Below are 21,873 nucleotides of genomic sequence, written 5' to 3' on the forward strand. Positions count from 1 at the left end.
ATAAGGGACTACCTTCGAATGCCTACAGAATAACCTTTGACAGCGCATGGCTTCAAACCTTCCTTCTTTTTGGTAAATTCCTGGTTTATGTGGAACCGTTCAACGTTTCCTTCATGGATGGAAGTTGGTCGAAAAATGACTGCTGGATATTTCTCGTCTTGAAAAGACGTCATCTACCATGCCAGTCTTTCACCTCGGCTTTTCAAAGAAACCCCCCCACTTATACCATGGGGGGGAGTCGCCTTTCGTCGGTCCCCACGACTTGTTTTCCACACCAAATCCGTAAGGTATTTGTGAACGTGATTGGAACCAACAACTAATCAAACCAAAGTTCAATATAAATCAATCAGCCCTTTTTTTCAACACCTCATTGGTGTTTTGATTTACACTTTTTTTCCTTTTATTTATTTTTTACTTTTCTCCACATTTCCTGCCATCTACCATCCGTTTTGCGACAGAAGGGAAGCATCATCGATCCGTTTCGAGAAGTAGGCTTGTTTTGTACTTTAAGATTTTGAGGAGCACATAGGCGGCGCCGGATAAAATGGCGAGTATGACAAACACAACATCAGTCGGCTGTTGGTTAATCATTTGTTTGAGACCAGAAAAAACTGCGAATACCAGCATGTAAGCAAACACACCATTTTTCTCTTTTCGTAATACTTTTTTAATGCTAAAACGAAGGGGAGATTTTTTGAAGTGACGGATGTTTGGAATAAACGCAGGTACTTTTTCCGCCCAGTTCAAATAGTCTTTACCAAACTTTCTCCTTAAAAACTGTTCTTCTGCAAACATTATTCGTTCGTAGTACAACCAATACATCAGCACAAAAAGCAGCACATACCAGAAATTCCCTGTCAAGAAAGCAATCGCTAGCCAGGTAATAAAATTCCCCAGGTACAACGGATGCCTGACCGTCGAATAGATGCCTGTCGTATTTAGTTGGTCGGCCACTTGTCCGGCGGTTGTATTTCTGCCGGATGTATTTCTAGGGGTATAACCGATTGTGTAGGCCCTTATGAGTAACCCAATCAGGCCGATACAATAATATATATAGGCCAGTACTGCCGTATTACCCCTGACCGACGAGGAAAAATCGGTAGTTTGATTCGAAAGGATGAGTGCTAATCCCGTAAGTAATAGGACAATTGGAATGTAACTCCGGTACTTAAACAGCCAGTTTCCTTGTGCTTCAAATTCCTCCTGCAGCGCCATAGATGATGTTGATTTAACAATAAACTTTTACGTAAGTGAAGGTAGTCTTTTCTTGTTTGACGGGATATTCTTTCGTTTGCCTTCTGTTTACCTTTTATTGCTTTTAGTTAATCCATGAAGCAAAACTGCTATCAGATGTGAGAAAATCTTTTGGGTTGGATGGGTACGATGCATTCGTATCCATAGCCACCTGGAAGGAACCGTCCCTGGAAATTGATCCAAATAGTATGGCGTATGTGCATCGATTGGAAGAAGTAGTTGCCATAGCTGCAAACCGAGTATTGCGTACCGGCTCCTTGTTTATCCATAGGTTTTACTGCCTTATCATAGAAAAGGTGAACTAGCGGCGGTAGTGTAGTGTCTTTAGCAGGTAGTAGTATCGGTTGTATTTACTTTTATCGTGGATTCTGTCAGTTACCTACCGAAAACCTTTCCAATGCGGTAAAAGCTGGGTAACTGCTATAACTTCCCAACCCTTTTTGTCAAGGCGGCAATCTGATAGTTATAGTGTAAGTAACACGGGGATAAAGGTTTAATGCACGTAGGTAGCGTTGCACAGCGCTTTAAATAGCATTTCGTATTCGTCAGTGACCGCATCCCAATTGTACTTTGGCGTTAAACCTTCCCGGGAGCGGTTCCGCAGGGACTCCATCTTTTCGGGAGATCCCTCTGCCTGATCGATAATCCGAACCACCGATTCGGTATTTTTATCAAAATACCAGCCGTATTTTCCTTTTTGCAGCATTTCCTGATTGAACCGGGTGTCCATCGCCAGAATCGCACAACCGTAGCCCAATGCCTTGAGCATGGCAGGATTGGTACCTCCGTACTCGTGCCCGTGGAAATACGCATAACAGTTGTGGTACAAGGCGGCCAATTGTTCCTGGTCTCGGACATAGCCCGTAAATACCAGGCGCTTGTCCGGAATGCTTTTCATTTTCTGAGCAAACCGATCGTGGTAGGGTACGTCCCCCACGATGACCAGCTTTCGCTTGGAAGCGGACCGAACAAAACCGTCCACGATCAAGTCCGCATTGTTATCCGGAATCAGGCGCCCCACAATCAAAAAATAGGATTCCTTCTGCAACCCCCAGGTTTCGATCATCGTGCTATCGGAAGATACCCGAGGATTGGCGCCGTAAGCAATCATTTTGGAGGGTGCGTTGAATTTTTCCAGGTAGATTTTCTCCATTTCGTCGGAATCAGTAATCAACTGATCGTACAGTTTGGTAGCCAGTCGGGAAGCAAACAAGTAGTACCGGGCTCCCAGCCCTTTCCACTTTGGCCGAAGCCACTCCAGCCCATCAACGTTGATGGCAGAGGGCTTTCCGAAGATTTTGGTAAGGATACCGAACGGACCGTTGGCACTATTGACGACAAAGACCACGTCTACTTTTGAAAAGCAAACGTGAATCATGGACAAGAGGGAATTGGTCAGCTGACTCAGGGATTTGGTTTCCACACAAGGCATGTAAACCAAATTGATTCCGTTTACTTTTTTGGGCTTTTCCTCAAATAGAGGGGCGTGGCAATAGACCGTCACTGCTACTCCCCGTTGGACCAGTCGCTCGCCCATCTCTTTTACAAACGTCTCGTATCCTCCGTATACATAGGGATATCCCCTTGTTCCTACAATCGCCACATGCAACGGCTTGCTGTTTTTTGACATACTGCTAATAAATGGGTTGATAAGTGTATGCGTTGTATTTTTCGCGATCTTTTTTTTCGGTAAATCATTGACTAGTATCGACTGCAAACGAAAAAAGCCCCTGTAAAAACAAGGGCATTTTACTCAAACAGCTATCACCTCGGTTAGCATATGTATTTGATTGCAAGGGAACGATAAACTGAAATAGCTAACCGACGTGTATAGATATGTCACTGATACTAAGGATGATCAAATATAATATCCTGCTCCCTTTATACCAACTAAAAAATTGTTCGTTCATTTACCTGGGATTACATTTGGTTTCAAATAGACTAATATTACAAGGCAATGCCTGGTTATTTCGCTCCGACTATGGGGTTGGACTCAGGAAACGATATCCAACATCCCTGTATCAGGATAAGTCAACGCGTGTATTGATTGCAAATGCACTGCTTTTATCGGCAGATTGCATCGTATACTTCATCCCATAGGTCAATGCGCCGGTTCAGGCATTGAATCGTCGCTCGCTCGGCTTCCTCCCAATATACCGGATTGTTCCCACAGAGTGTAGCGGTCATTTCCAAGGCTAGCTGGCCATGGTGCCCTCCATCCACTTCAATATGTCGTTCCAGGTAGTACTTAAAAAGGGATACGTTGTCAGGGAAATCCTTGTGGATGTCATTCACCATGGATAAAAACATCGCTGGAATCAAGTCCTCCCGACCAAAGGTAAACACCGCTGCAAGTACATGGTTTTTTTGACTGGCAATGACAGAAAAAGTGAAATCCACGAAGTCTCGTACAGGTTTTGGCGCGCTTGAGGCACGGTAGGCTGCCTCTAGGCTCTGGTTCGCTTTTAGAGAGGCCAGAAACGTTTCGATGCCCAGTGTATCCGCATTGCATTTATTCATGGCTTCCAGATACAGCTCAAAATGACTTTTACGTAGACCATCTGCATCGATATCCGATTCCTCGCCAACAACGATTTCGTTGATCAGGTATCTGGTGTTTGGATTCCCTACAGGAAACCAGGGTACACTGGTACAGGTAAGTCTATGTTGAAGCGTTTTTAGCAAGGACATGAAATCCCAAACAGCATAGACATGATACCGCATAAAAACATTCAAATCCTCCAGCCTCCTAATGGCAGCATACACCCGATGATTCACTATCTGCTGTTGCATGGGTTCGATTTTCTTCTTTAATTCTGCGAGTTGGTCTTGGGATTGTGTCGCTAGCATAGTTACCTTTTTCTTGGAAATATAACGACCAATAAACCGCGCATTTCACAGATGGGTTATGGCGGTTAGGAAATTTCAAGCAAAGTGAAAGAAATTGTAAATGAAAGAGTGAGAAGGAAGAGCTGGATCGCAGGGGCATCACTCCTACCGGTTTCCCTCTCGCTCCCCTCAGTTTTTTACCAGTTTTGCAGATTCCTTCCCGTGAGGAACTCATTTTTTGCAAAAACTCCCCGGTAGCTTTTAGAGATGGTCCATTCCAATAGCGCACTTTCCTTCACGCAATCCGAATAAACACAAAAAAAGGCCATGGAAACCATTCCATGGCCTCTTCTCCTGCCTATGGTCGCTGGCATTATCGTGCAAATGCCCCCCTGTTTTCCTCGCTGGGATACCCATTTCAATTTCGGTTGGTAAAATTGACCAGGTACCTTTTTTCGTCAATGCTCTTGATGGATTTCTAAATGTTTGATGTGACCCCATTATCTTGATCTTTAAATTGTTTATTGGAGAAAAACCATATTCTCACTTTATCTTCCGCCTTGCAGATTTTGGCGTGAAGAAATCCGGGTAGCGCGGTGGCAAAGGCAGAGGCATGTCTGACGAGGTTTTTGGGCTATAAATTTATTTTGCAGGACTTGCACTTTCCAAAAATCGAGGAGTTTGCCTATGCGAGGGCTGAGCACGGATTTTAGCCAAAAGATGCATAGCGGCGGGGTTTTTTGGTTACTTTTTTGACCTGCAGCAAAAAAGTAACAAGGATTGAATATGCATACAGTTGGCCATGTGAAGGCAAACGGCCTCTACACCGGTTCACTGTGATAATACCTGAATAGTCAACTTTTTTTCTTCAGCTTACTGAAGGGGTTCTCATGCCTGGACACGACTCAAAATAGCAAAAGCAATAACTGAGACACCCAAATTCATCAAAAATATGCCCTGAGAGTATCTAAACGCACTTCCGGAAATCTACCGAGGAAAACAGGAAAAAGGCCATGGAACCGCTTCCATGACCTCTTGACCAACATTTACAATTAAAAAATTATCGTGCAAAAGCACCCAACACCAAATAGGTAGTCAAATCTACTGTACTGATAGCCTGTGTAGGATCGTGTACCACGAAGAACCCTTCGTAATTTCTTGTCAGCTCATTGAATGAGATCATTAGCTCGTTTTCGGCCATCACCGTTCCGCCATTGCCTTCAATCCCTTGCGCAAAGATATCCCCGTTTGGTGTTTCATTGTAAGGAGTACCGTTAGGTGTAGTAGATGGGTCGGCAGCATCGTGTGCATGCACCCTATAGGTCATACCATCCATGGTATTCATCAGGCTGATGGTAATTTTGGCCTTCCCATCGATCATCTCTTCCACCCTTATTTCTGCCATGAGATCACGGGCATGGTCCCCCTCATAGGCCAGGTCTGCATTGTCAAGCAATTGCCCCTCGTTAAAATCATACATAAAGGTCTCGCTACGCAGATTCGCTTCAGCTTCCGGTAGATCCTGTGCAAATGTTCCTAATATCAGGTAGGTGCCCAGATTAGTGGTGCTCATTTCCTGCGTAGGATCGTGCACTACCAGAAAGCCCTCATAGGTATCCAGCAGCTGATCGTAGTTCATTTCCGTCTGCATGGTTTGGCTACCCATGCCGTTACTTATGCTGATCATTCCGGCAAAAATTTCTCCGTTTGGGGTTTCGTTATACGGGGTCCCGTTTGGTGTGGTGGCAGGATCCGCGGCGTCGTGTACGTGGACCGGATACTGCATGCCATCCAGGGCATTTTCCAGCCGAATGGTCACTTCGGTATTGCCGTTTTCCATTTCTTTGAGCTCCAGTTTGGCGGATAAGTTTCGGGGATGGTCGCCTGCGCCGTCTCCGTTATAGGCGGTAGCCGGGTTGTTCAGGAGTTGGCCTTCGTTGAAACCATAGGAAAAGGTTTCCATACCTGGAGTAAAGGGCATTTCCGGTTCCGGGTCTTCGTTGCAGGCGGTAAATAGTGCCATTCCGGCTGCCAGTAGGCCCACACCCAATGTTTTTGTCATTCTCACATTCGTCTTCATCGTAATTGTATTTTGCGTTTTACTAATTCGTTTGGCAAGAGTTACGAGCAGGTGATGCCGATTGGATCGACCCAATGGCTATTTTTTTTAAAAAATGCCCTAACTGACCTTGATACCTTGTCCCGGAAAGCAACATGACGTATTTTTGAACAAAGGAAATGCAGGGAGCATTTCCGTCCTTTTTTAGTGTAAATCCCAATCGCGCATGTTTTACTCCGATTCCAGAAGCGCCGCACGCATTCTTTACCGAAAGCTCAAGCTGAATTGGATTTTTACTACCTCTACCTTTGTCGGGAATTTTTTGATAGCGTTGGTGGTGACGTATTTTTTCCGAAAGATCGGGTACGATCCACCGGTAAATTTTGTATTCTTTATCAGCATACTCGCGATAGGCCTGTGGGTATCAGAAGCCATGCCCCCCTTTGCTGTGGGAATATTTATCATTGCTTCCCTTTTGGTCGGGTTTAGTACGGATTTCTTTTTTGATCAAACCATGCCCCCGGATCTGTACGTGAGCACCTGGACCAGCAATGTGGTATGGTTGCTACTCGGGGGCTTTTTTCTAGCCAAAGGCATGAGCCTGGTCGAGTTGGACCGGCAACTATTTCGGTTTACCGTCAGTCGTTTCGGCCAAAAACCGGAAGGCTTGTTACTTGGCCTGATGATGACCACCGCCATTGCCAGCATGGTCATGTCCAACACCGCTACTACGGCCATGATGATTTCCTCGATTATCCCATTGGTGCAGCTGATTGGGAGAAAGTCCTCCTACGGTAAGGCCCTGTTGACGGCCATTCCGGCCGCAGCCTCGGTGGGAGGTATCGGTACCATCATCGGGAGCACCCCCAATGCGATCGCGGTAGGCGCCCTTCAGGAAAAGGGAATCAGCGTTACGTTTGTGGACTGGATGCTGGTGGGCTTACCCACCGCTTTATTGCTGGTCTGGGTGTTTTGGAAATTCCTCTGCAAGACGCATGATTTTTCGGAGGTCAAGCTTGATCTTTCTCTTTTGCCCAAAGGACAGGGAGAAGTGGGGCGTTTTCAAAAAAACGCCGTTATTTTTACCTTGGTAGTCACCGTACTGATGTGGCTTACCGAAGCCATTCACGGCATTCCCGTGGCTGCTACCTCGGCGATTCCCATTGTCTTGCTGACCATGACCCAGGTGATCCATTCGGAACATGTTCGCAGCCTTCCCTGGGATACCCTTATGTTGGTCGCCGGTGGTTTGGCATTAGGCATCGCGCTCGTGGAAGTGGGGCTGGCGGAAATCGTCATGCAAAAAATAAATGCGCTTCCCCTGCCAAATACGGTGATTGCCGTCGTCTTTTGCCTGGTGGCCGTGTCGCTTTCCAACGTGATGAGTAATACAGCCGCCGCCTCCATCCTGGTGCCACTGAGTCTGGCCCTACCGGGGACTTACGGTATCGCTGGCCCGGTGATGGTCGCCATCAGTTGCTCCTGTTCTCTGCTACTTCCCGTGTCCACCCCGGCCAATGCCATTGCCTATGCTACCGGACTGATCGAGCAAAAAGATTTTCGTACCGGAGGATTATTCTTTATCTTACTGGGGCCAACGGTGGCCTTTTTGGCAGTAATGGCGTGGGTCATGCTGCTGCTTTACTGATTTACCTAACGAACCACTAGATGAAAACATCCCTATTGTTCCCATTGATCCTCCTGTTTGCCTGCAGCGGGCCGGCAGAAAAATCCGGTTTAAGCGCTCTGGAAGATGATATTCGCTCACTTATGCAAGCTACCGAAGGAGATTTTGCTCTGGCTTTTCGCATGTTGGATGATTCTGGCCGCCAACTCCTGATCAACGAGACCGAAGTGTTCCATGCAGCCAGCACGATGAAGACGCCTGTGATGATTGAGCTTTTTAAGCAAGCAGCGGCCGGGGAATTCAGTCTACAGGACTCCATCCTCATTGTGAACGAATTCAAGAGTATCGTAGACGGCAGTACCTTCCGCATGGACCTGGGGGTGGATAGTCAGGAGGAACTCTACGAAAGGATCGGTAAGAAAGCCAGCCTCTACGAATTGATGTACCAGATGATCATAAAAAGTAGTAATCTGGCCACCAATATCCTGATTGATCGTGTAGGAGCCAAAAACGTAACCCAAACCATGCGCGATCTGAGTGCGGAAGACATACAGGTGCTGCGGGGGGTAGAAGACCTCAAAGCCTTCGATGCAGGCCTAAGCAATAGCACCACGGCCCTGGATATGTTGCAAATCATGGAGGCCATTGCTCGTGGAAAGGTAGAAGGATCCCGTGAAATGGTAAAGATTCTTTCCGATCAATACTTTAAGGACCTCATTCCCAAACTACTTCCGACAGATGTAAAAATTGCGCACAAAACAGGATCCATTACCGGCGTGCAACACGATACGGCCATTTTGGAATTACCCAATGGTAGCCGATACGTACTGGTAATCCTTAGCAAAAACCTGACCGATGTACCGGCAGGAAAGGAGGCCATCGCAGGCATGAGCCGGTTGATCTACGACTACGTATCGGAGAACCCGGATTGAGTCCAAGACCGCAAGGACCCCGGCCTCATCCCGGAAAGGTCCCTACTAGTCCCTGATTACCTGTGGATTAAGGAAAGGACGAGTTCAGAACAAATTTTTTTACGCGGCGAATTTCTGGTTATTTAACAGAATTTTATTTCGAAAACACCAAAGGTATAGTATCTTTGCTCTTTCATTCCCCGAAATAACGCTGAGCAGTATTTTTTGCTGACGAATTCAGAATCGCAATCAGATCACCCATGACGCAGACATTTTACAGATTATTTATTCCCAAGGAGGCCAATCTTAAAGACGAAGTACTCTCCGGCCTCACCGTGGCCCTGGCCCTGGTGCCTGAAGCAGTCGCATTTTCTCTGATCGCGGGTGTGAGCCCGTTGGTAGGCCTGTACACGGCATTTATCATTGGGTTGATCACCTCCATTATCGGGGGTAGGCCTGGAATGATTTCGGGAGCCACCGGAGCCATTGCGGTCGTTGTAGTAGCACTGGTGTCGCGGCATGGGGTGGAATACTTATTTGCTGCGGTGGTGTTAATGGGGCTTATTCAGATTTTGGTAGGCGTGTTGAAGCTGGGAAAGTTGATTCGATTGGTACCCCATCCGGTGATGTTTGGTTTTGTAAACGGGCTGGCCATCGTTATTGCCATGTCGCAGTTGGCTCAGTTTAAGGTTGTCGGCGCATCCGGAGCCTTGGAATGGATGACCGGGACATCCCTGTACCTGATGTTGGGACTGGTGGTGGTGACCATGGCCATTATCAAATTTCTACCCAAGCTGACCCGTGCGGTCCCCTCGGCACTTGCCGCCATTTTGGTGGTAAGCCTGGTGGTGATTTTTGGCGGTCTGGATACCCGTACCGTTGGTGACATGGCTTCCATTAGCGGGGGCTTGCCGGAATTTCACCTTCCCCTGGTACCGCTGAATTGGGAGACGCTGATGATTATTTTGCCGTATTCGGCCATCATGGCAGGTGTGGGCTTGATCGAAAGCCTGCTAACCCTAACGCTGATAGACGAAATCACCGAAAGCCGGGGACAGGGAAACAAAGAGTGCGTGGCCCAGGGAATTGCCAATGTGACCACGGGATTTTTTGGGGGAATGGGTGGCTGTGCCATGATTGGTCAGTCACTGATTAATGTAAATGCAGGCGGGAGAAACCGGATATCGGGCATCGTAGCGGCGGTCGGACTCCTGGTATTCATCTTGTTTTTATCTACCTATATAGAAATGGTGCCCATGGCAGCATTGGTCGGACTGATGTTCATGGTGGCCATCGGTACTTTTGAGTGGGCCTCGCTTCGGGTCTTCCGAAAAGTTCCCAAATCGGATGTGCTGGTGATGGTATTGGTCACGCTGGTAACCGTGCTGCTACATAATTTGGCACTGGCCGTGCTGATTGGAGTGGTGATTGCTGCTTTGGTATTTGCCTGGGAAAACTCCAAAATGATTCGCGCCCGAAAATTCCTGGACGAAAACGGCGTAAAGCATTACGAGATATACGGTCCCCTGTTTTTTGCTTCTGCCATGACCTTTGGGCAAAAATTTGACCCCATGGGCGATCCGGATGAGATTGTCATCGATTTTAAGGAAAGCCGTATCGTGGATCATTCCGGGATAGACGCCATTCACAAGGTCACCGAGCGATACGAAAAGTTTGGCAAAACCGTGTATATCCGACATTTGAGCAACAGTAGCCGGGTACTTTTAACTAAAGCCGAAAAAATAATCAATGTAAACTTTACGGAAGATGACCCGAGCTTCAAAATAGTACTTGAGCAGGAAGCACTCACGTCCAAATAGATTGCATGCCTGGTCCCCGCCGGTGGAAGGCGCAATCGGCCGTTTCGGGGCCGCCCCGAATTTTGAACACTGGCCCAGGTCGGGGTCTTTTCGGTGACAGACCTGGGGGTAACCAAGGCGGAACCTCATTCGAATCGTTCGAATGAGGTTTTTTTTCCTACATCCCCTTCCGTTTTCTGGCCCGGTTACCAGGGCCCGCGACAACCCATGCTGTCGGCTGGAGTAGCCCCGCGCAGGCGTTCCTCCGACGTTTGAAAACAACTGCAGGGAGCTGACCGGCAGATCGAGTTCGTAGAAAGCGATTTTCGCCGAGCGGAAATAATACCCCTTTTTTTTAATAAAAATTTGGAGATAATTTAATTTTTTAGTTATTTAATCACTTCGAGTTCCAAACATTGCTAACCAACGCTTTCCGTACCTGTATCCTATGGCTTCCTACTCATCTATTTGTTGCGGTTTTCTGTTTTTTTTTGTTTCCCTAAGTTGTGACTCCCCCGAGGAAACGACAGAAGAGATTCCTATGGAAACCTTTCGGGACGAGGTGCAGGCCACCGCGGTCCGGGTGGGGCAATCTGAGACAAAGTCTTTCGACTACCTGATCAATGCCACCGGAAAAATCGAAGCGGCAAACGAAGTCATGGTGATTGTCGAGCGACCAGGGTATCTGCTGGAGCTTTTGGTCGAAGAGGGGCAGTCGGTGCAGGCCGGTGAGCCCATCGCGCGTTTGGACCAAACCGACAGCCAAATGGAATGGGAGCGTGCCCAGGTGGATTTACGCTCGGCCACGGCCGAATACCAAAGCCGGCGGATCGCTGCAGATGTGGAGACCACGCTGCTGGATTCCCTGGGAAGCGCGGAGCGGGACGAGTTTTGGAAGGCATCCAGCGGACTTCTGAGTGCTCAGATCGCGGTGCGGGAAGCCGAACGTAACCTGGAAAAAGCGGAAATAAAAGCGCCCATTGCCGGGGCGATTGCAGACTTGCAGGTCAAAAAAGGTAGTTTGGTCAACGCAGGAGATGAGGTTTGTCTGGTGCTTAGCACGAATCTGCTGGAAATGAAGGTGAAAATACTGGAGTCAGATATCGTTTTTGTCGGGAAAGGGCAGAAAGCGGAGGTGTACCCGGTGTCTGGTGCTGGCGACGGGATTTCCGGAACGGTAAGCAGCATCAATCCCAAGGTAGACGAAAATGGGTTGGTACAAGTAACACTCAATCTCCAACAGAGCGGGAGCTTGCTTCCCGGGATGAATGCCCGGGCGGTGATTCGCGCCCCACAAAACAACAGTCTGGTCGTACCCAAGGAAGCGGTGGTGTATCGATCCGGCAGGCCGGTGGTTTTCACCGTTGAAAACGAAGAGGCCATTTGGAATTACGTGGAAGTGGGCAAGGACAACGGCCGGGAGATGGAGATCCTCGAAGGTCTGACGAACAGTCAGCCGGTAATAATTAGCAATAATGTCCAGTTGGCGCATCAGGCACCGGTGCAGGTGATAACAGACTAAGGTATGGTTAGATTTTTATTGGCACGACCCATCGCGGTAGGCATGACCTTTTTGGCGCTGCTTATCTTCAGTCTGATTCTCTTTCGCACCTTACCTATCGCCTTGCTGCCACCGATCGATGTGCCTCAGATTGTTATTAAGGTGGATTACCCCAATACCTCTCCGGAATCCATTGAGCAAAATGTGCTTCGGCCCATCCGGGAGGGAATGGTGACCCTGAACGGGCTCCAGGACATGGAAAGCGAAGCGGGCTCTGAGGTAGGTAGCGTGCGTCTTACCTTCGACTACCGCACGCAGATGGAGCTGGCCTACATTGCGGTCAACGAGAAAATCGATCGACTTACCAACAGTCTTCCACAAGACCTTGACCGGCCCCGCGTGGTTCGCATCAACACCAACGACATCCCCATCGTCCGCGTGCAGGTGGTTCCGCAGGAGGGGGTGGATTTTGCCGATGTCTCGCTGCTTACGGAAAACGTGATCAAAAAGCGCCTGGAACAATTGGATGGGGTGGCCCTCGTGGACATCAACGGGCGCCAGGACCGGGTGATTTCCGTGAGCCCGAACAAACCGGTATTGGCAGGGTTGGGCATGACCGAATCGGATTTGATTCGGGCGATAGAAGCAGGAAACAGCGAACTGCCCGGAATCAGCGTGGAGGACGGTCAGTTTCGGTATTATTTGCGTCTGGCAAGTCGGCTGGAAACCCCCGAAGACATTCGCAACCTTCCTGTGCGGGGTCCATCGGGAAACACCGTGGTCCTCGGCAAACTGGCGGAGGTTCGACAGGCCCTGGATAAACCCACCGGCTTTCACCTGTTTCAGGGAAGGGAAGGGCTGGTCGTTACGGTACACAAACAAACCGCTGCCCGAATGAACGAAATCATGCCCCTGGTATACGAGGCAGTGGAATTGTTTCGCCAGGACTATCCGCAGGTGGATTTCGCGCTCACTCAGGATCAATCTACGCTATTGAACGCTGGCATAAGCAACTTGCAAACCAGCTTGTTGTTCGGTGGCTTGTTTGCTTTTGGGATTTTGTTTGTTTTTATGGGGAATTACCGTACTCCGATCATCATCGGTGTCAGCCTTCCTGCTTCGTTGATCATTGGATTTGCGGTATTTTATTTTGCAGGAATTTCTATCAATGTCATTTCGCTGAGTGGTCTTGCCCTGGGACTGGGAATGCTTATTGACAATGCCATCATTGTTCTTGACAACATCAGTCGGAAAAAACAAGAAGGGCTTCCCCTTTTTGAAGCCTGTGTCAGCGGGGTAAACGAGGTGATGTCGGCATTGATTAGTTCGGTGCTTACCACCCTGGCGGTTTTTGTTCCGCTGGTCTTTTTAAGCGGAATAGCCGGCGCTCTTTTCTACGATCAGGCGGTTTCGGTGGCCGCCATTTTATCGGTTTCCCTACTCGTGGCCTTTGTTGTGTTACCCCTCCTGTATTACTTGTTTTTCAAGAACAAGTCCGAGCAACGGTCCCGGGAGGACAGCCGCGTTTTCTTGCTGCTGTTGGCCGGGTATAAAAAAGTGTACCGCTTATTATTTTCGCAGCCGCGTTGGTCCCTGGCAATTTTACTGCTGCTGATTCCGGTCATGTTAGCTACCGTTCGCTTGCTGGAAGTGGAGGGCTTGCCGCCCATCGAGAAGTTTGACGCCCTGGTATCCATTGACTGGAACGAGCCGATCAATGCCATTCAAAACAAGGAACGTATCCTTAACCTGATGAAAGAGGAATCGGGAGTCTATCTGCAGGCAGAAAGTGAGGTGGGCTTGCGGCAGTTCCTCCTGCACGAGGGAAACAATGCCATCCAACAAGCAGACCTTTTTCTGACCTTCGAAAACGCCGTGCAAAAAGAGCAGGCGAGCACCCGGTTGTTGCACCGTATGCAGGGGAAATTTCCTCAGGCAGCTGTAGCCATACGGGATGCACCCAATGCATTTGACCAGTTGTTTTCCTCGGACCGCCCGTTTTTCGAACTGCGCTGGAAGGACCTTGCCTCCAAACAACCCGTCCCGGCGGAGAAAATGGATCCTTGGTTGTCCTCCTTTCCGATTACTGGTTGGGTCAAGGGGCCTGGTTTGCAAAAAGGAGCCGCTGTAGTCTTCCGCACCGATGTGGAAAAGCTGGCCCTTTATGGATTAGACGGTCCACAGTTAGTAGAAAAAATTCAACAACTTTTTGGCAACTACCTGATTACCGATATCAAACGTTTTGGAGAAATTACACCCATTATGCTGGTTCACGACGCCTTGGATTTTCAACGCTTGTTAACAACCAATTTTCTATACGGAGAAGAGGGAATTCCTTACGCATTGGAAGAGTTCATTGCGGTTTCTTACGACGAGCACTACAAATTTGTCACCGCAGATCGATCTGGAATTTACCAGTCCCTGGCCTTTGAAAGCCCTGTAACACAGCAAGAGGAGCGAAGGATTCGGGAATGGGCTACAGAAAAAAACCTATCGGCCGATTTTGGCGGGCAATACTTTCGGGACAGGGAAACCATTCGGCAGTTGGTTGGGATCTGCTGGTTTCGGTATTGTTGTTGTATTTCATTCTGGCAGCCCAGTTTGAAAACTTTCTGCAGCCCTTGATTGTGATTTTTACGCTTCCTCTGGGAGTAGGGGGGGCTTTTCTGCTTCTTTGGCTCAGCGGCACTTCCCTGAATGTCATGTCTGCCATTGGGTTGGTGGTCATGCTGGGCATCATGGTCAACGATGCCATTTTAAAAATAGACACCATCAATCGCTTATCGAAGCAATACCTCTTCGAAAACAAGGAACCCGCAGCGGCTTTGGAAATGGCCTTGTACAAAGCGGGAGAAATCCGGCTGAAACCCATCGTTATGACCTCCATTACCACCATTCTGGCGCTGTTGCCCGTTCTATTCAGTACCGGTTTGGGAGCGGACCTGCAGCGGCCCCTGGTGGTTTCGGTGATCGGTGGGCTCACCATTGGAACCTTTACGGCCCTGTATTTTGTACCGTTGGCCTATTGGTTTTTGGGTAGCAAGGGGAAATAGCTTCGTTAAGCATTCCAAAAAATACCAGGGAATATTTTGCGGATGGGTTGTAGATCCATCAATAATACTGAATGGTGTCCAATACCTCTACCTCTGAGCAAAGGCGCCGGAAGCAATTTAGGCTAGGGGGAGCTATTACATTTGATATTATTTAGTACCTTTACTACACCAAGTTAGTTTTAGTGACAGGTTTTTGGAACACTTGGACTTTTATTCCTGCAACAGTAAGCCCTTAACGCAACAGACACATGAAATCGAGCATGTCGCAAGCGACACAAGGAGGAATGACTATTAACCATGTGAGATTCCATATGGCCGTAAAAAGACAATAATAGATATATGAAAATTTTGATAACAGGAACTGCCGGATTTATCGGCATGCATTTGGCTGAAAAGTTATTGGAAAGAGGAGATGAGGTAGTTGGACTGGACTGCATCAATGACTATTACGATGTACAACTGAAATACGACCGGCTGAGAAAAACCGGTATTGAGCCCGAATCCATTGAGTACGGGAAGGTTGTATCCAGTACAAGCTACCCCAATTATCGGTTCGTGCAGCTTCAGTTGGAGGACAAAGAAGGGGTCATGAAGCTGTTTGCAGAGGAGAAGTTTGACAAAGTGGTCAATCTGGCCGCGCAGGCAGGAGTACGGTATTCCCTCACCAACCCGGATGCCTACATTCAAGCCAATATAGTTGGGTTTTTAACCATTCTTGAGGCTTGCAGGCATCACCAGATCAAGCATTTAGCCTATGCTTCTTCAAGTTCGGTCTATGGGACCAATACACAAATGCCGTTTTCCACCGCGCATAATGTCGACCATCCCGTATCCCTGTACGCGGCTTCCAAGAAATCCAACGAACTGATGGCTCATACCTACAGTCATCTATTTGGGCTTCCCACCACGGGTCTGCGTTTTTTTACGGTGTACGGACCCTGGGGACGACCAGATATGGCACTATTTCTGTTTACAAAAGCCATAGTGGAGGAAAAGCCCATTCAGGTTTTCAATTATGGAGAGATGAAGCGGGATTTTACCTACGTGGACGATATTGTAGAAGGGGTCGTTCGGATCGTGGATCGTCCTCCGGTGGCCGATCCCAGCTGGGACCCCGCGACGGGTGATGCCAGCAAATCGAAGGCGCCCTACACGGTATACAATATCGGAAATTCGAACCCCGTTCGCTTGATGGATTTTATCCAGGCGATCGAGGTGTCGCTGGGGAAAGAGGCGAAGAAAGAAATGCTTCCCATTCAGCCAGGGGATGTACCGGCAACTTTTGCGGACACCACACCATTGGAAAGGGAAATCGGATACAAACCGTCGACTTCGGTACCAGAGGGCATAGAGCGGTTCATAAATTGGTACAAGGAATACTATAATGTGTAGAAATATTCAAAGCCGGTTCAAATTTGATGGCGGAATAGGTCTATTGTAAATCCATTATGTCTACTTTTGTAAAAACCCTCTTGCTATGAACATTTTTCTTTCCACTGCGACCTCTTTTTTCTTTGGTTTTTTGATGACGCCGGTTTTAATCATGATTCTCAAACGAATCAACTTCATGGAGGTATCGGGGGGACGGAAAATTCATGCCGGTAGTATTCCTTCCATGGGAGGTATCGCCATCGTGGTAGCTTCGTTTCTGGGACTTTTTGCCTGGCTTAGTTTTGATCAAATTGTGGAGACCCGGTATTTTCTTGTTGGACTAGGCATTATGTTTTCGGTAGGCCTTCGGGACGACCTTATCGAATTGACCGCTTTCCAAAAATTAATCGGGCAATCCATTCCGGCGTTTTTCGTGATTGTGATGGCAGATATCCGCATTTCTGGCTTGTATGGTTTTTTGGGGATATACGAAATTCCCTATTTGGCCAGCGTCATGCTTACCTTTTTTGCGATACTCGTTTTCACCAATTCTTTTAACCTGATTGACGGGGCCGACGGTCTTGCTGGCTCGCTGAGCCTTGTCACACTGACGATTCTGGGTTTTTGGTTTTATTCAGTGGGCATGGTTTCCTACAGCTTGATTTCATTTACCCTCGTCGGTGCGGTTTTGGCTTTTTTGGTATTCAACTGGCACCCCGCCAAGATATTCATGGGAGATACCGGATCGCTCAGTCTGGGCTTCGCACTTACGGTACTGGTGGTCTTATTTGTAGACAAAACCGGTACGATGGCTCCCTGGGAAGGGTTAAAGCTACACGCCCCATTTGCCGCCGGTCTGGCATTCCTGATCGTACCGGTGTACGATACGGTTCGGATTTTTGTCAAGCGCAGCATGAAGGGTAAATCTCCCTTAAAGCCTGATAAGAGCCACGTACACCACTTTCTTATCCGCATGGGATTGAAGCACAATCAGGTGGCATTGACGCTTGGTACCGTAAAACTCCTATTCATTGCATTGGTGTTTTTGGGAAACTCCCTAAATGACCACATCCTATTTCCCTTCCTGGCATTGGTGGCGGTAACCCTCGGTATTTGGATGGACAAGCAAACGCTAAAAAGTATCAAGACCAATTGCAAAAAAATGCCCAGTCTTTCCCAAAAGCACGGTCGCAAGGAGCGGAAAAGGATGGTACGAAAGAGGAAGCCCGAGATTTCAAAAAGCGTGTTTTCGGACAACGAAATCAATATGAACTAACCGGATCGATTCGATGCGTCCGGTACAGTAAAAAAAAGCCGCCACCTTATTTTACAGGTGGCGGCTTTTTGATGCCATCAGACATCGCAAATACTTACGCCTTGTTTGAGAGAGGCCAATTTATCGGGGCGCTTCGGAATAAACTCCTGACCCACATAGCCTTGGTATCCGGTATCCAGGATGGCTTTCATAATAGCAGGGTAATACAATTCCTGTGTTTCATCGATTTCATTTCTTCCCGGTACGCCTCCGGTATGGTAATGCGAAATGTAGGGATGATACGCGTTGATCGTGGCGATTACGTCGCCTTCCATGATTTGCATGTGATAAATATCGTACAGGAGTTTGATGTTTTCCGAGCCAACTGCCTTACATACTTCGACGCCCCAGGTAGTATGGTCGGCCTGGTAGTCTTTGTGATTGACTTTGCTGTTCAACAATTCCATGCATAGGATGACCCCGTGTTTTTCGGCGGTAGGCATGATTTTTTTAAGTCCCTCGGCACAATTTTTAATCCCAGTTTCGTCATCCAGGCCATTTCGATTGCCGGAAAAGCAAATGATTTGCTTGTACCCAGCTTCTGCCACTTTTGGGATGACTTCCTCGTAGCTACGAATCAATTCCGCATGCAACTCAGGATTGTTCCAGCCCTTTTCAATTCCCATGCCCGCTCCCCAGGGCATGGCGCAGTCCAATCCATAGGATTTCAGTATGGGCCATTCCTCCGGACCGGCCAATTCGATGGACTTTAAGCCGATGGAAACGGCAGCTTTGCACAGGTCTTCAAACGCGATATCGTTGTAGCACCAACGGCATACGGAATGGTTGATGTTTCCTTTCAGGTTCTCGGGAAGGCCTTCCTCTGCGGCCAGGAGGCGCTGGGAGAGGCCGGGAGCAAGCATCCCGGCCAGGCCAGTGCCGGCCAGTCTTTTCAATACACTTCTTCGGGGGTTATTCTCGGTTCGTTTCATACGTGTTGGGGATAAATTAGGATTGTTTTTTAAGCGACATCAGGTAGGCCACCAGATCGACCAGTTCTTCGGTACTCATGGTTTTTTCCAAACCGGCCGGCATCATCGAATGCTCCATTTGTTCCATGCTTTGCATGTCCGCGGTCTTAATCGGCAGGGTGCTGCCACCAGGTACCTTCAATTCGATATCGGTTTCGGTTTGGCTGGCGATGATTCCGCCCATACTGCTGCCATCTTTCATCTGAATAAGGTATCCCTCGTAGCCAAAACTAATGCCTGCATCCGGGTGCAGAATGGAGATGTATTGTGCTTCCCTGGATAATTTACTGCCGATTTCCGTGAGTTTTGGGCCAAAGTCCATCCCCATATCGCCCACCTGATGGCACACGGCGCAATTATTCTTGAAAACGACCAGGCCTTTTTCAACCGAGCCTTCCATCGCCAGTAATTCCTTCATTGGAGGAAGTGCGTTTTCTTCGTCGGATGAACTGTCGAGGTAACTGGCCGCTTCTGTCCGTACACTTTTTCTCCAGGCCCGGCTCACGCCTGTTACGGCCGAGGGAATCAGGTTTTCCGGCAGCTGTTCTGCTCTGAGAAGTTCCAGGATTCGCTCTTCCCCTCCATAGCTTCCACCGATGGCAGCGGTCGCTTCCTTGCGTGTAGCCAGGGGAAGATCGGTGTCAAACGCCATTTTCTCGAGCATGCCCAGGGATTCCTTGGATCCGATTCCCCGCAGTACGGCCAGCAGTGGATAGACCTTTTCCTCCTCGCCACTGTACAAAACCTTTCGAATCAGGTCGGCCCCTTGCTGCCGGAGCAGTAGGGTCGCGGCTGTCTTGCCGAGGTTATTGTCGCTTTCAGCCAGTGCCATTTGCAGCAACCTGGGATTTTCGGAGCGCACGTTAAATTTCTGTACCAATTCCAGGTAGGTTTCCGTGCCGGCGCTTTCTTCCAGCGCATTGGCCAAAACCGAGCGTACCGTGGCAGACTCCTTCAGGTAGGCCGGGTCAAGGTGGGTCAGCACCAGTTGATTCATTCTCCTGCTTTCTTCTTGGTTTTCCTGCCGGAGTTGTCCCTCTTCCAGCATTTTTATCAGGGCCTTTGATTTTTTATCGGCGTCCGGGTTGAAGTCAAAGGCTCGGAAATACCGCAATCGATCGTCCAGGGGTGTAGCAGGATCCGCAGCCAATTGGGCCAGGTGATCCACGGCAGCCCCGGTCCGTGATCTCCAGACAATGTCCTGCTGTTTCTTATCGCTCAGATCTCCACCGCTCTTTGCTAACCAGGCTGCGTAGTAGTCGGTCCACTGCCCGCTGGCCCCAATGCCCAGTGCTTCCAGGTACCAGCGATCCGCTCCATCGTGTTGAAGGGCAAGGCTGGCCCAGAGATCTGCTGCTTCGGGAGCATGCAGACCTCGCAGAGCGATGGCTGCTTCCCTTCTCACCTGGGGATCTTCGTCCAGAACGAGCTGCTTCAGTAGGGGGACCAGGTCCAGGTTTTCCTGCCTTGCCGCCCGGATCGCACTGATCCGTAGGTCCGGGTTGCTGTGCTCCAGAGCTTCGCGAATATACGTCTCTCCGGTGTCCTTCAATTTCGCCAAAAGCCAAAAGGCACGTGCCTGAAAACGGGGGTTTTCGTGGGTACGAAACACTTTCTCCAGCGCGGGTGCGGCATCGATGCCCATGGCTTTTAGATTTTTCCAACCCTGGTAGCGCATGGAAAGGTTGGGGTTCAGCAAGGCCTCAATCGCCCCGTTCAGTGAATTGATATCATACACCGGAATTTCGTAGGCCTGACCGGGTGCGGATAGCCGGAAAATTCTGCCCCGGTCTAGGTCGCCTGCTTGATGCCCGCCAACGCCTGGATCGTACCAGTCGGCCACCATCAGTGACCCATCCGGCGCTACACATAGGTCGGAGGGGCGAAACCATTGGTCTTTGTCACCTTCCATAAGATTGACTAAGGTGGCACGGTAGCCGGCACCGTCTTTTTCCACCGGGTAGGCACGCACGACGTTGGGGCCGGCGTCGGTGTGGATGAGTTGGTTCCAGAAGACTTCCGGTAGGGCTTTTCCTTCGTATACCACCATGCCTGTGGGAGAACCTGCTCCGGTTTGCAGCAGATTGGGAACCACTCCCGGATCGTTGAGATGCCAATGCTGTTGTGGGATCTCTTTCTCTTTGTTGGTACGATTGGCCCTCCAACCGGCTCCAGTCATTTCATCCTTGTAGCCGAAATTGCCGTACTCCATTACATAATTGATGCGGACCCCTTTGTTTCCGTCATCGTCGTTATCGGATTGCCACATGGTACCGTAGGAGTCAACGGCCACTTCGTAGTTGTTTCGGAAGTTTTGCCCCAATACCTCAATGCCGGAGAAATCCGGATTGCATCGAAATACCAACCCTTCTTTGTACGAATCGGCATCAATGGGCGTGCCATCCGCATCGGTCAGGGTTTGGCCATTCCGATCCTGTATGGACCCGCCGGAATTTCCAAAATTAAAGTAAAATTTACCGTCCGGACCAAAAACAAAGGCATGCATGCCGTGATCGTGCTGCTCTCCACCAATGCCCGTAAAAAGCACTTCTTTTTTGTCCGCCTTGTCATCCCCATCGGTGTCGGTCAGCAACCATACATAGGGACTTTGAGAGACAATGGCCTGGTTTCCCATGACCCAAATGCCCAGCGGTGCATTCAATTCCGGATCCTGGTAAAAAACCGTGCTTTTGTCCGCAGCACCGTCTCCGTCGGTATCCTCCAGGATGAGTATGCGGTCGCCTTCATTTTTGGTTTCATTTCCCGTGATGGCAGGTCGGTAGTTGTACGCTTCGCATACCCAAACCCGACCTTTGTGATCGATATCAATGTTGGTGGGGTTGGTAATCATGGGTTCCGAAGCAAATAGGCCCGCCTCGAGAGATTCATTTACCCGGATTCCAAGCAAGGCATTTTCAGGCATTCGTTTTTCTTCCTCGGTCAATTGATCGAATGGGTGGGGGCTGGTAGTATCTGCTGCTTGTTCACACGAAAGGCAGATAACTAGAAGGATAAATAATTCCTTCATGGAACGAAGACGAATGATTTTTAGCATGATTGTATAGTCCTTGACGCTTTTTTGCAAATTCATTGGCTGAATAAACAGAAAATTCCGATATTATTCCACTAATTTAACTGTTTTTTTGACAGTTATATAGGCTTTCGTGCCGGGAAAAGCCGTTT

At 48.8% G+C, this 21,873-nt stretch carries 13 protein-coding genes and 1 pseudogene; 8 read left to right on the plus strand and 6 right to left on the minus strand.

Annotated elements, in window-relative coordinates; all coding sequences use genetic code 11:
* Positions 1-468 precede the first annotated feature (468 nt).
* Entirely contained in the window at positions 469-1,215 is a 747-nt protein-coding gene (locus ABWH99_RS07415) for a methyltransferase family protein (RefSeq protein ID WP_375585652.1), read from the minus strand.
* A gap of 137 nt (positions 1,216-1,352) precedes the next feature.
* Between ABWH99_RS07415 and ABWH99_RS07420 the strand changes: the two genes are divergently transcribed.
* Positions 1,353-1,559 (plus strand): hypothetical protein, encoded by a 207-nt coding sequence (locus ABWH99_RS07420; RefSeq protein WP_375585653.1) that lies wholly within the window; start codon positions 1,353-1,355, stop codon positions 1,557-1,559.
* A 188-nt stretch (positions 1,560-1,747) separates the two neighbouring features.
* On the opposite strand, the gene ABWH99_RS07425 is transcribed toward ABWH99_RS07420, so the two are convergent.
* The 3 genes from ABWH99_RS07425 to ABWH99_RS07435 all read right to left on the minus strand — a co-directional run bounded on the left by ABWH99_RS07425 (position 1,748) and on the right by ABWH99_RS07435 (position 6,163).
* On the minus strand, positions 1,748-2,884 hold the full coding sequence (locus tag ABWH99_RS07425) for a DUF1972 domain-containing protein (protein ID WP_375585654.1): 1,137 nt from the start codon (positions 2,882-2,884) through the stop codon (positions 1,748-1,750).
* 434 nt (positions 2,885-3,318) lie between these two features.
* The gene (locus ABWH99_RS07430) at positions 3,319-4,104 is read right to left on the minus strand and encodes a DUF3050 domain-containing protein (RefSeq protein WP_375585655.1); all 786 of its coding nucleotides are present in this window, start codon (positions 4,102-4,104) and stop codon (positions 3,319-3,321) included.
* Positions 4,105-5,143: 1,039 nt separating this feature from the next.
* The gene (locus ABWH99_RS07435; RefSeq protein WP_375585656.1) at positions 5,144-6,163 is read right to left on the minus strand and encodes a hypothetical protein; all 1,020 of its coding nucleotides are present in this window, start codon (positions 6,161-6,163) and stop codon (positions 5,144-5,146) included.
* 205 nt (positions 6,164-6,368) lie between these two features.
* Between ABWH99_RS07435 and ABWH99_RS07440 the strand changes: the two genes are divergently transcribed.
* The 7 genes and pseudogenes from ABWH99_RS07440 to ABWH99_RS07470 all read left to right on the plus strand — a co-directional run bounded on the left by ABWH99_RS07440 (position 6,369) and on the right by ABWH99_RS07470 (position 17,680).
* On the plus strand, positions 6,369-7,790 hold the full coding sequence (locus ABWH99_RS07440; protein ID WP_375585657.1) for an SLC13 family permease: 1,422 nt from the start codon (positions 6,369-6,371) through the stop codon (positions 7,788-7,790).
* Between the two features lie 20 nt (positions 7,791-7,810).
* A complete protein-coding gene (locus ABWH99_RS07445) occupies positions 7,811-8,701 on the plus strand; it encodes a serine hydrolase (protein WP_375585658.1) in 891 nt (296 codons plus the stop codon).
* Positions 8,702-8,940: 239 nt separating this feature from the next.
* Positions 8,941-10,500, plus strand: a complete 1,560-nt coding sequence (locus tag ABWH99_RS07450) for a SulP family inorganic anion transporter (RefSeq protein ID WP_375585659.1) — start codon at positions 8,941-8,943, stop codon at positions 10,498-10,500.
* A gap of 427 nt (positions 10,501-10,927) precedes the next feature.
* The gene (locus tag ABWH99_RS07455; RefSeq protein WP_375585660.1) at positions 10,928-12,001 is read left to right on the plus strand and encodes an efflux RND transporter periplasmic adaptor subunit; all 1,074 of its coding nucleotides are present in this window, start codon (positions 10,928-10,930) and stop codon (positions 11,999-12,001) included.
* Between the two features lie 3 nt (positions 12,002-12,004).
* Positions 12,005-15,033 (plus strand): annotated as a pseudogene (locus tag ABWH99_RS07460) (efflux RND transporter permease subunit).
* Positions 15,034-15,372: 339 nt separating this feature from the next.
* A complete protein-coding gene (locus tag ABWH99_RS07465; RefSeq protein WP_375585661.1) occupies positions 15,373-16,425 on the plus strand; it encodes an NAD-dependent epimerase in 1,053 nt (350 codons plus the stop codon).
* A gap of 85 nt (positions 16,426-16,510) precedes the next feature.
* Positions 16,511-17,680 carry a glycosyltransferase family 4 protein gene (locus ABWH99_RS07470; RefSeq protein ID WP_375585662.1) on the plus strand — a complete coding sequence of 390 codons (1,170 nt, stop codon included), beginning with the start codon at positions 16,511-16,513 and terminating at the stop codon, positions 17,678-17,680.
* A 77-nt stretch (positions 17,681-17,757) separates the two neighbouring features.
* Here the strand turns inward: ABWH99_RS07470 and ABWH99_RS07475 are convergent, their stop codons facing one another.
* On the minus strand, positions 17,758-18,651 hold the full coding sequence (locus ABWH99_RS07475; RefSeq protein WP_375585663.1) for a hydroxypyruvate isomerase family protein: 894 nt from the start codon (positions 18,649-18,651) through the stop codon (positions 17,758-17,760).
* Between the two features lie 16 nt (positions 18,652-18,667).
* Positions 18,668-21,781, minus strand: a complete 3,114-nt coding sequence (locus tag ABWH99_RS07480) for a PVC-type heme-binding CxxCH protein (protein WP_375585664.1) — start codon at positions 21,779-21,781, stop codon at positions 18,668-18,670.
* Positions 21,782-21,873 lie beyond the last annotated feature (92 nt).

Origin of the sequence: Cyclobacterium xiamenense (genome assembly GCF_042140265.1) — a bacterium.
GTDB lineage: Bacteria > Bacteroidota > Bacteroidia > Cytophagales > Cyclobacteriaceae > Cyclobacterium > Cyclobacterium xiamenense_A.

Bases quoted from the DNA above. Each gene is read 5' to 3' on its own strand.
- ABWH99_RS07425 (WP_375585654.1), bottom strand. From the start codon at position 2,884: ATGTCAAAAAACAGCAAGCCGTTGCATGTGGCGATTGTAGGAACAAGG.
- ABWH99_RS07465 (WP_375585661.1), top strand. From the start codon at position 15,373: ATGAAAATTTTGATAACAGGAACTGCCGGATTTATCGGCATGCATTTG.
- ABWH99_RS07470 (WP_375585662.1), top strand. From the start codon at position 16,511: ATGAACATTTTTCTTTCCACTGCGACCTCTTTTTTCTTTGGTTTTTTG.
- ABWH99_RS07475 (WP_375585663.1), bottom strand. From the start codon at position 18,651: ATGAAACGAACCGAGAATAACCCCCGAAGAAGTGTATTGAAAAGACTG.
- ABWH99_RS07480 (WP_375585664.1), bottom strand. From the start codon at position 21,781: ATGAATTTGCAAAAAAGCGTCAAGGACTATACAATCATGCTAAAAATC.
- ABWH99_RS07435 (WP_375585656.1), bottom strand. From the start codon at position 6,163: ATGAAGACGAATGTGAGAATGACAAAAACATTGGGTGTGGGCCTACTG.
- ABWH99_RS07430 (WP_375585655.1), bottom strand. From the start codon at position 4,104: ATGCTAGCGACACAATCCCAAGACCAACTCGCAGAATTAAAGAAGAAA.
- ABWH99_RS07440 (WP_375585657.1), top strand. From the start codon at position 6,369: ATGTTTTACTCCGATTCCAGAAGCGCCGCACGCATTCTTTACCGAAAG.
- ABWH99_RS07450 (WP_375585659.1), top strand. From the start codon at position 8,941: ATGACGCAGACATTTTACAGATTATTTATTCCCAAGGAGGCCAATCTT.
- ABWH99_RS07445 (WP_375585658.1), top strand. From the start codon at position 7,811: ATGAAAACATCCCTATTGTTCCCATTGATCCTCCTGTTTGCCTGCAGC.
- ABWH99_RS07455 (WP_375585660.1), top strand. From the start codon at position 10,928: ATGGCTTCCTACTCATCTATTTGTTGCGGTTTTCTGTTTTTTTTTGTT.
- ABWH99_RS07415 (WP_375585652.1), bottom strand. From the start codon at position 1,215: ATGGCGCTGCAGGAGGAATTTGAAGCACAAGGAAACTGGCTGTTTAAG.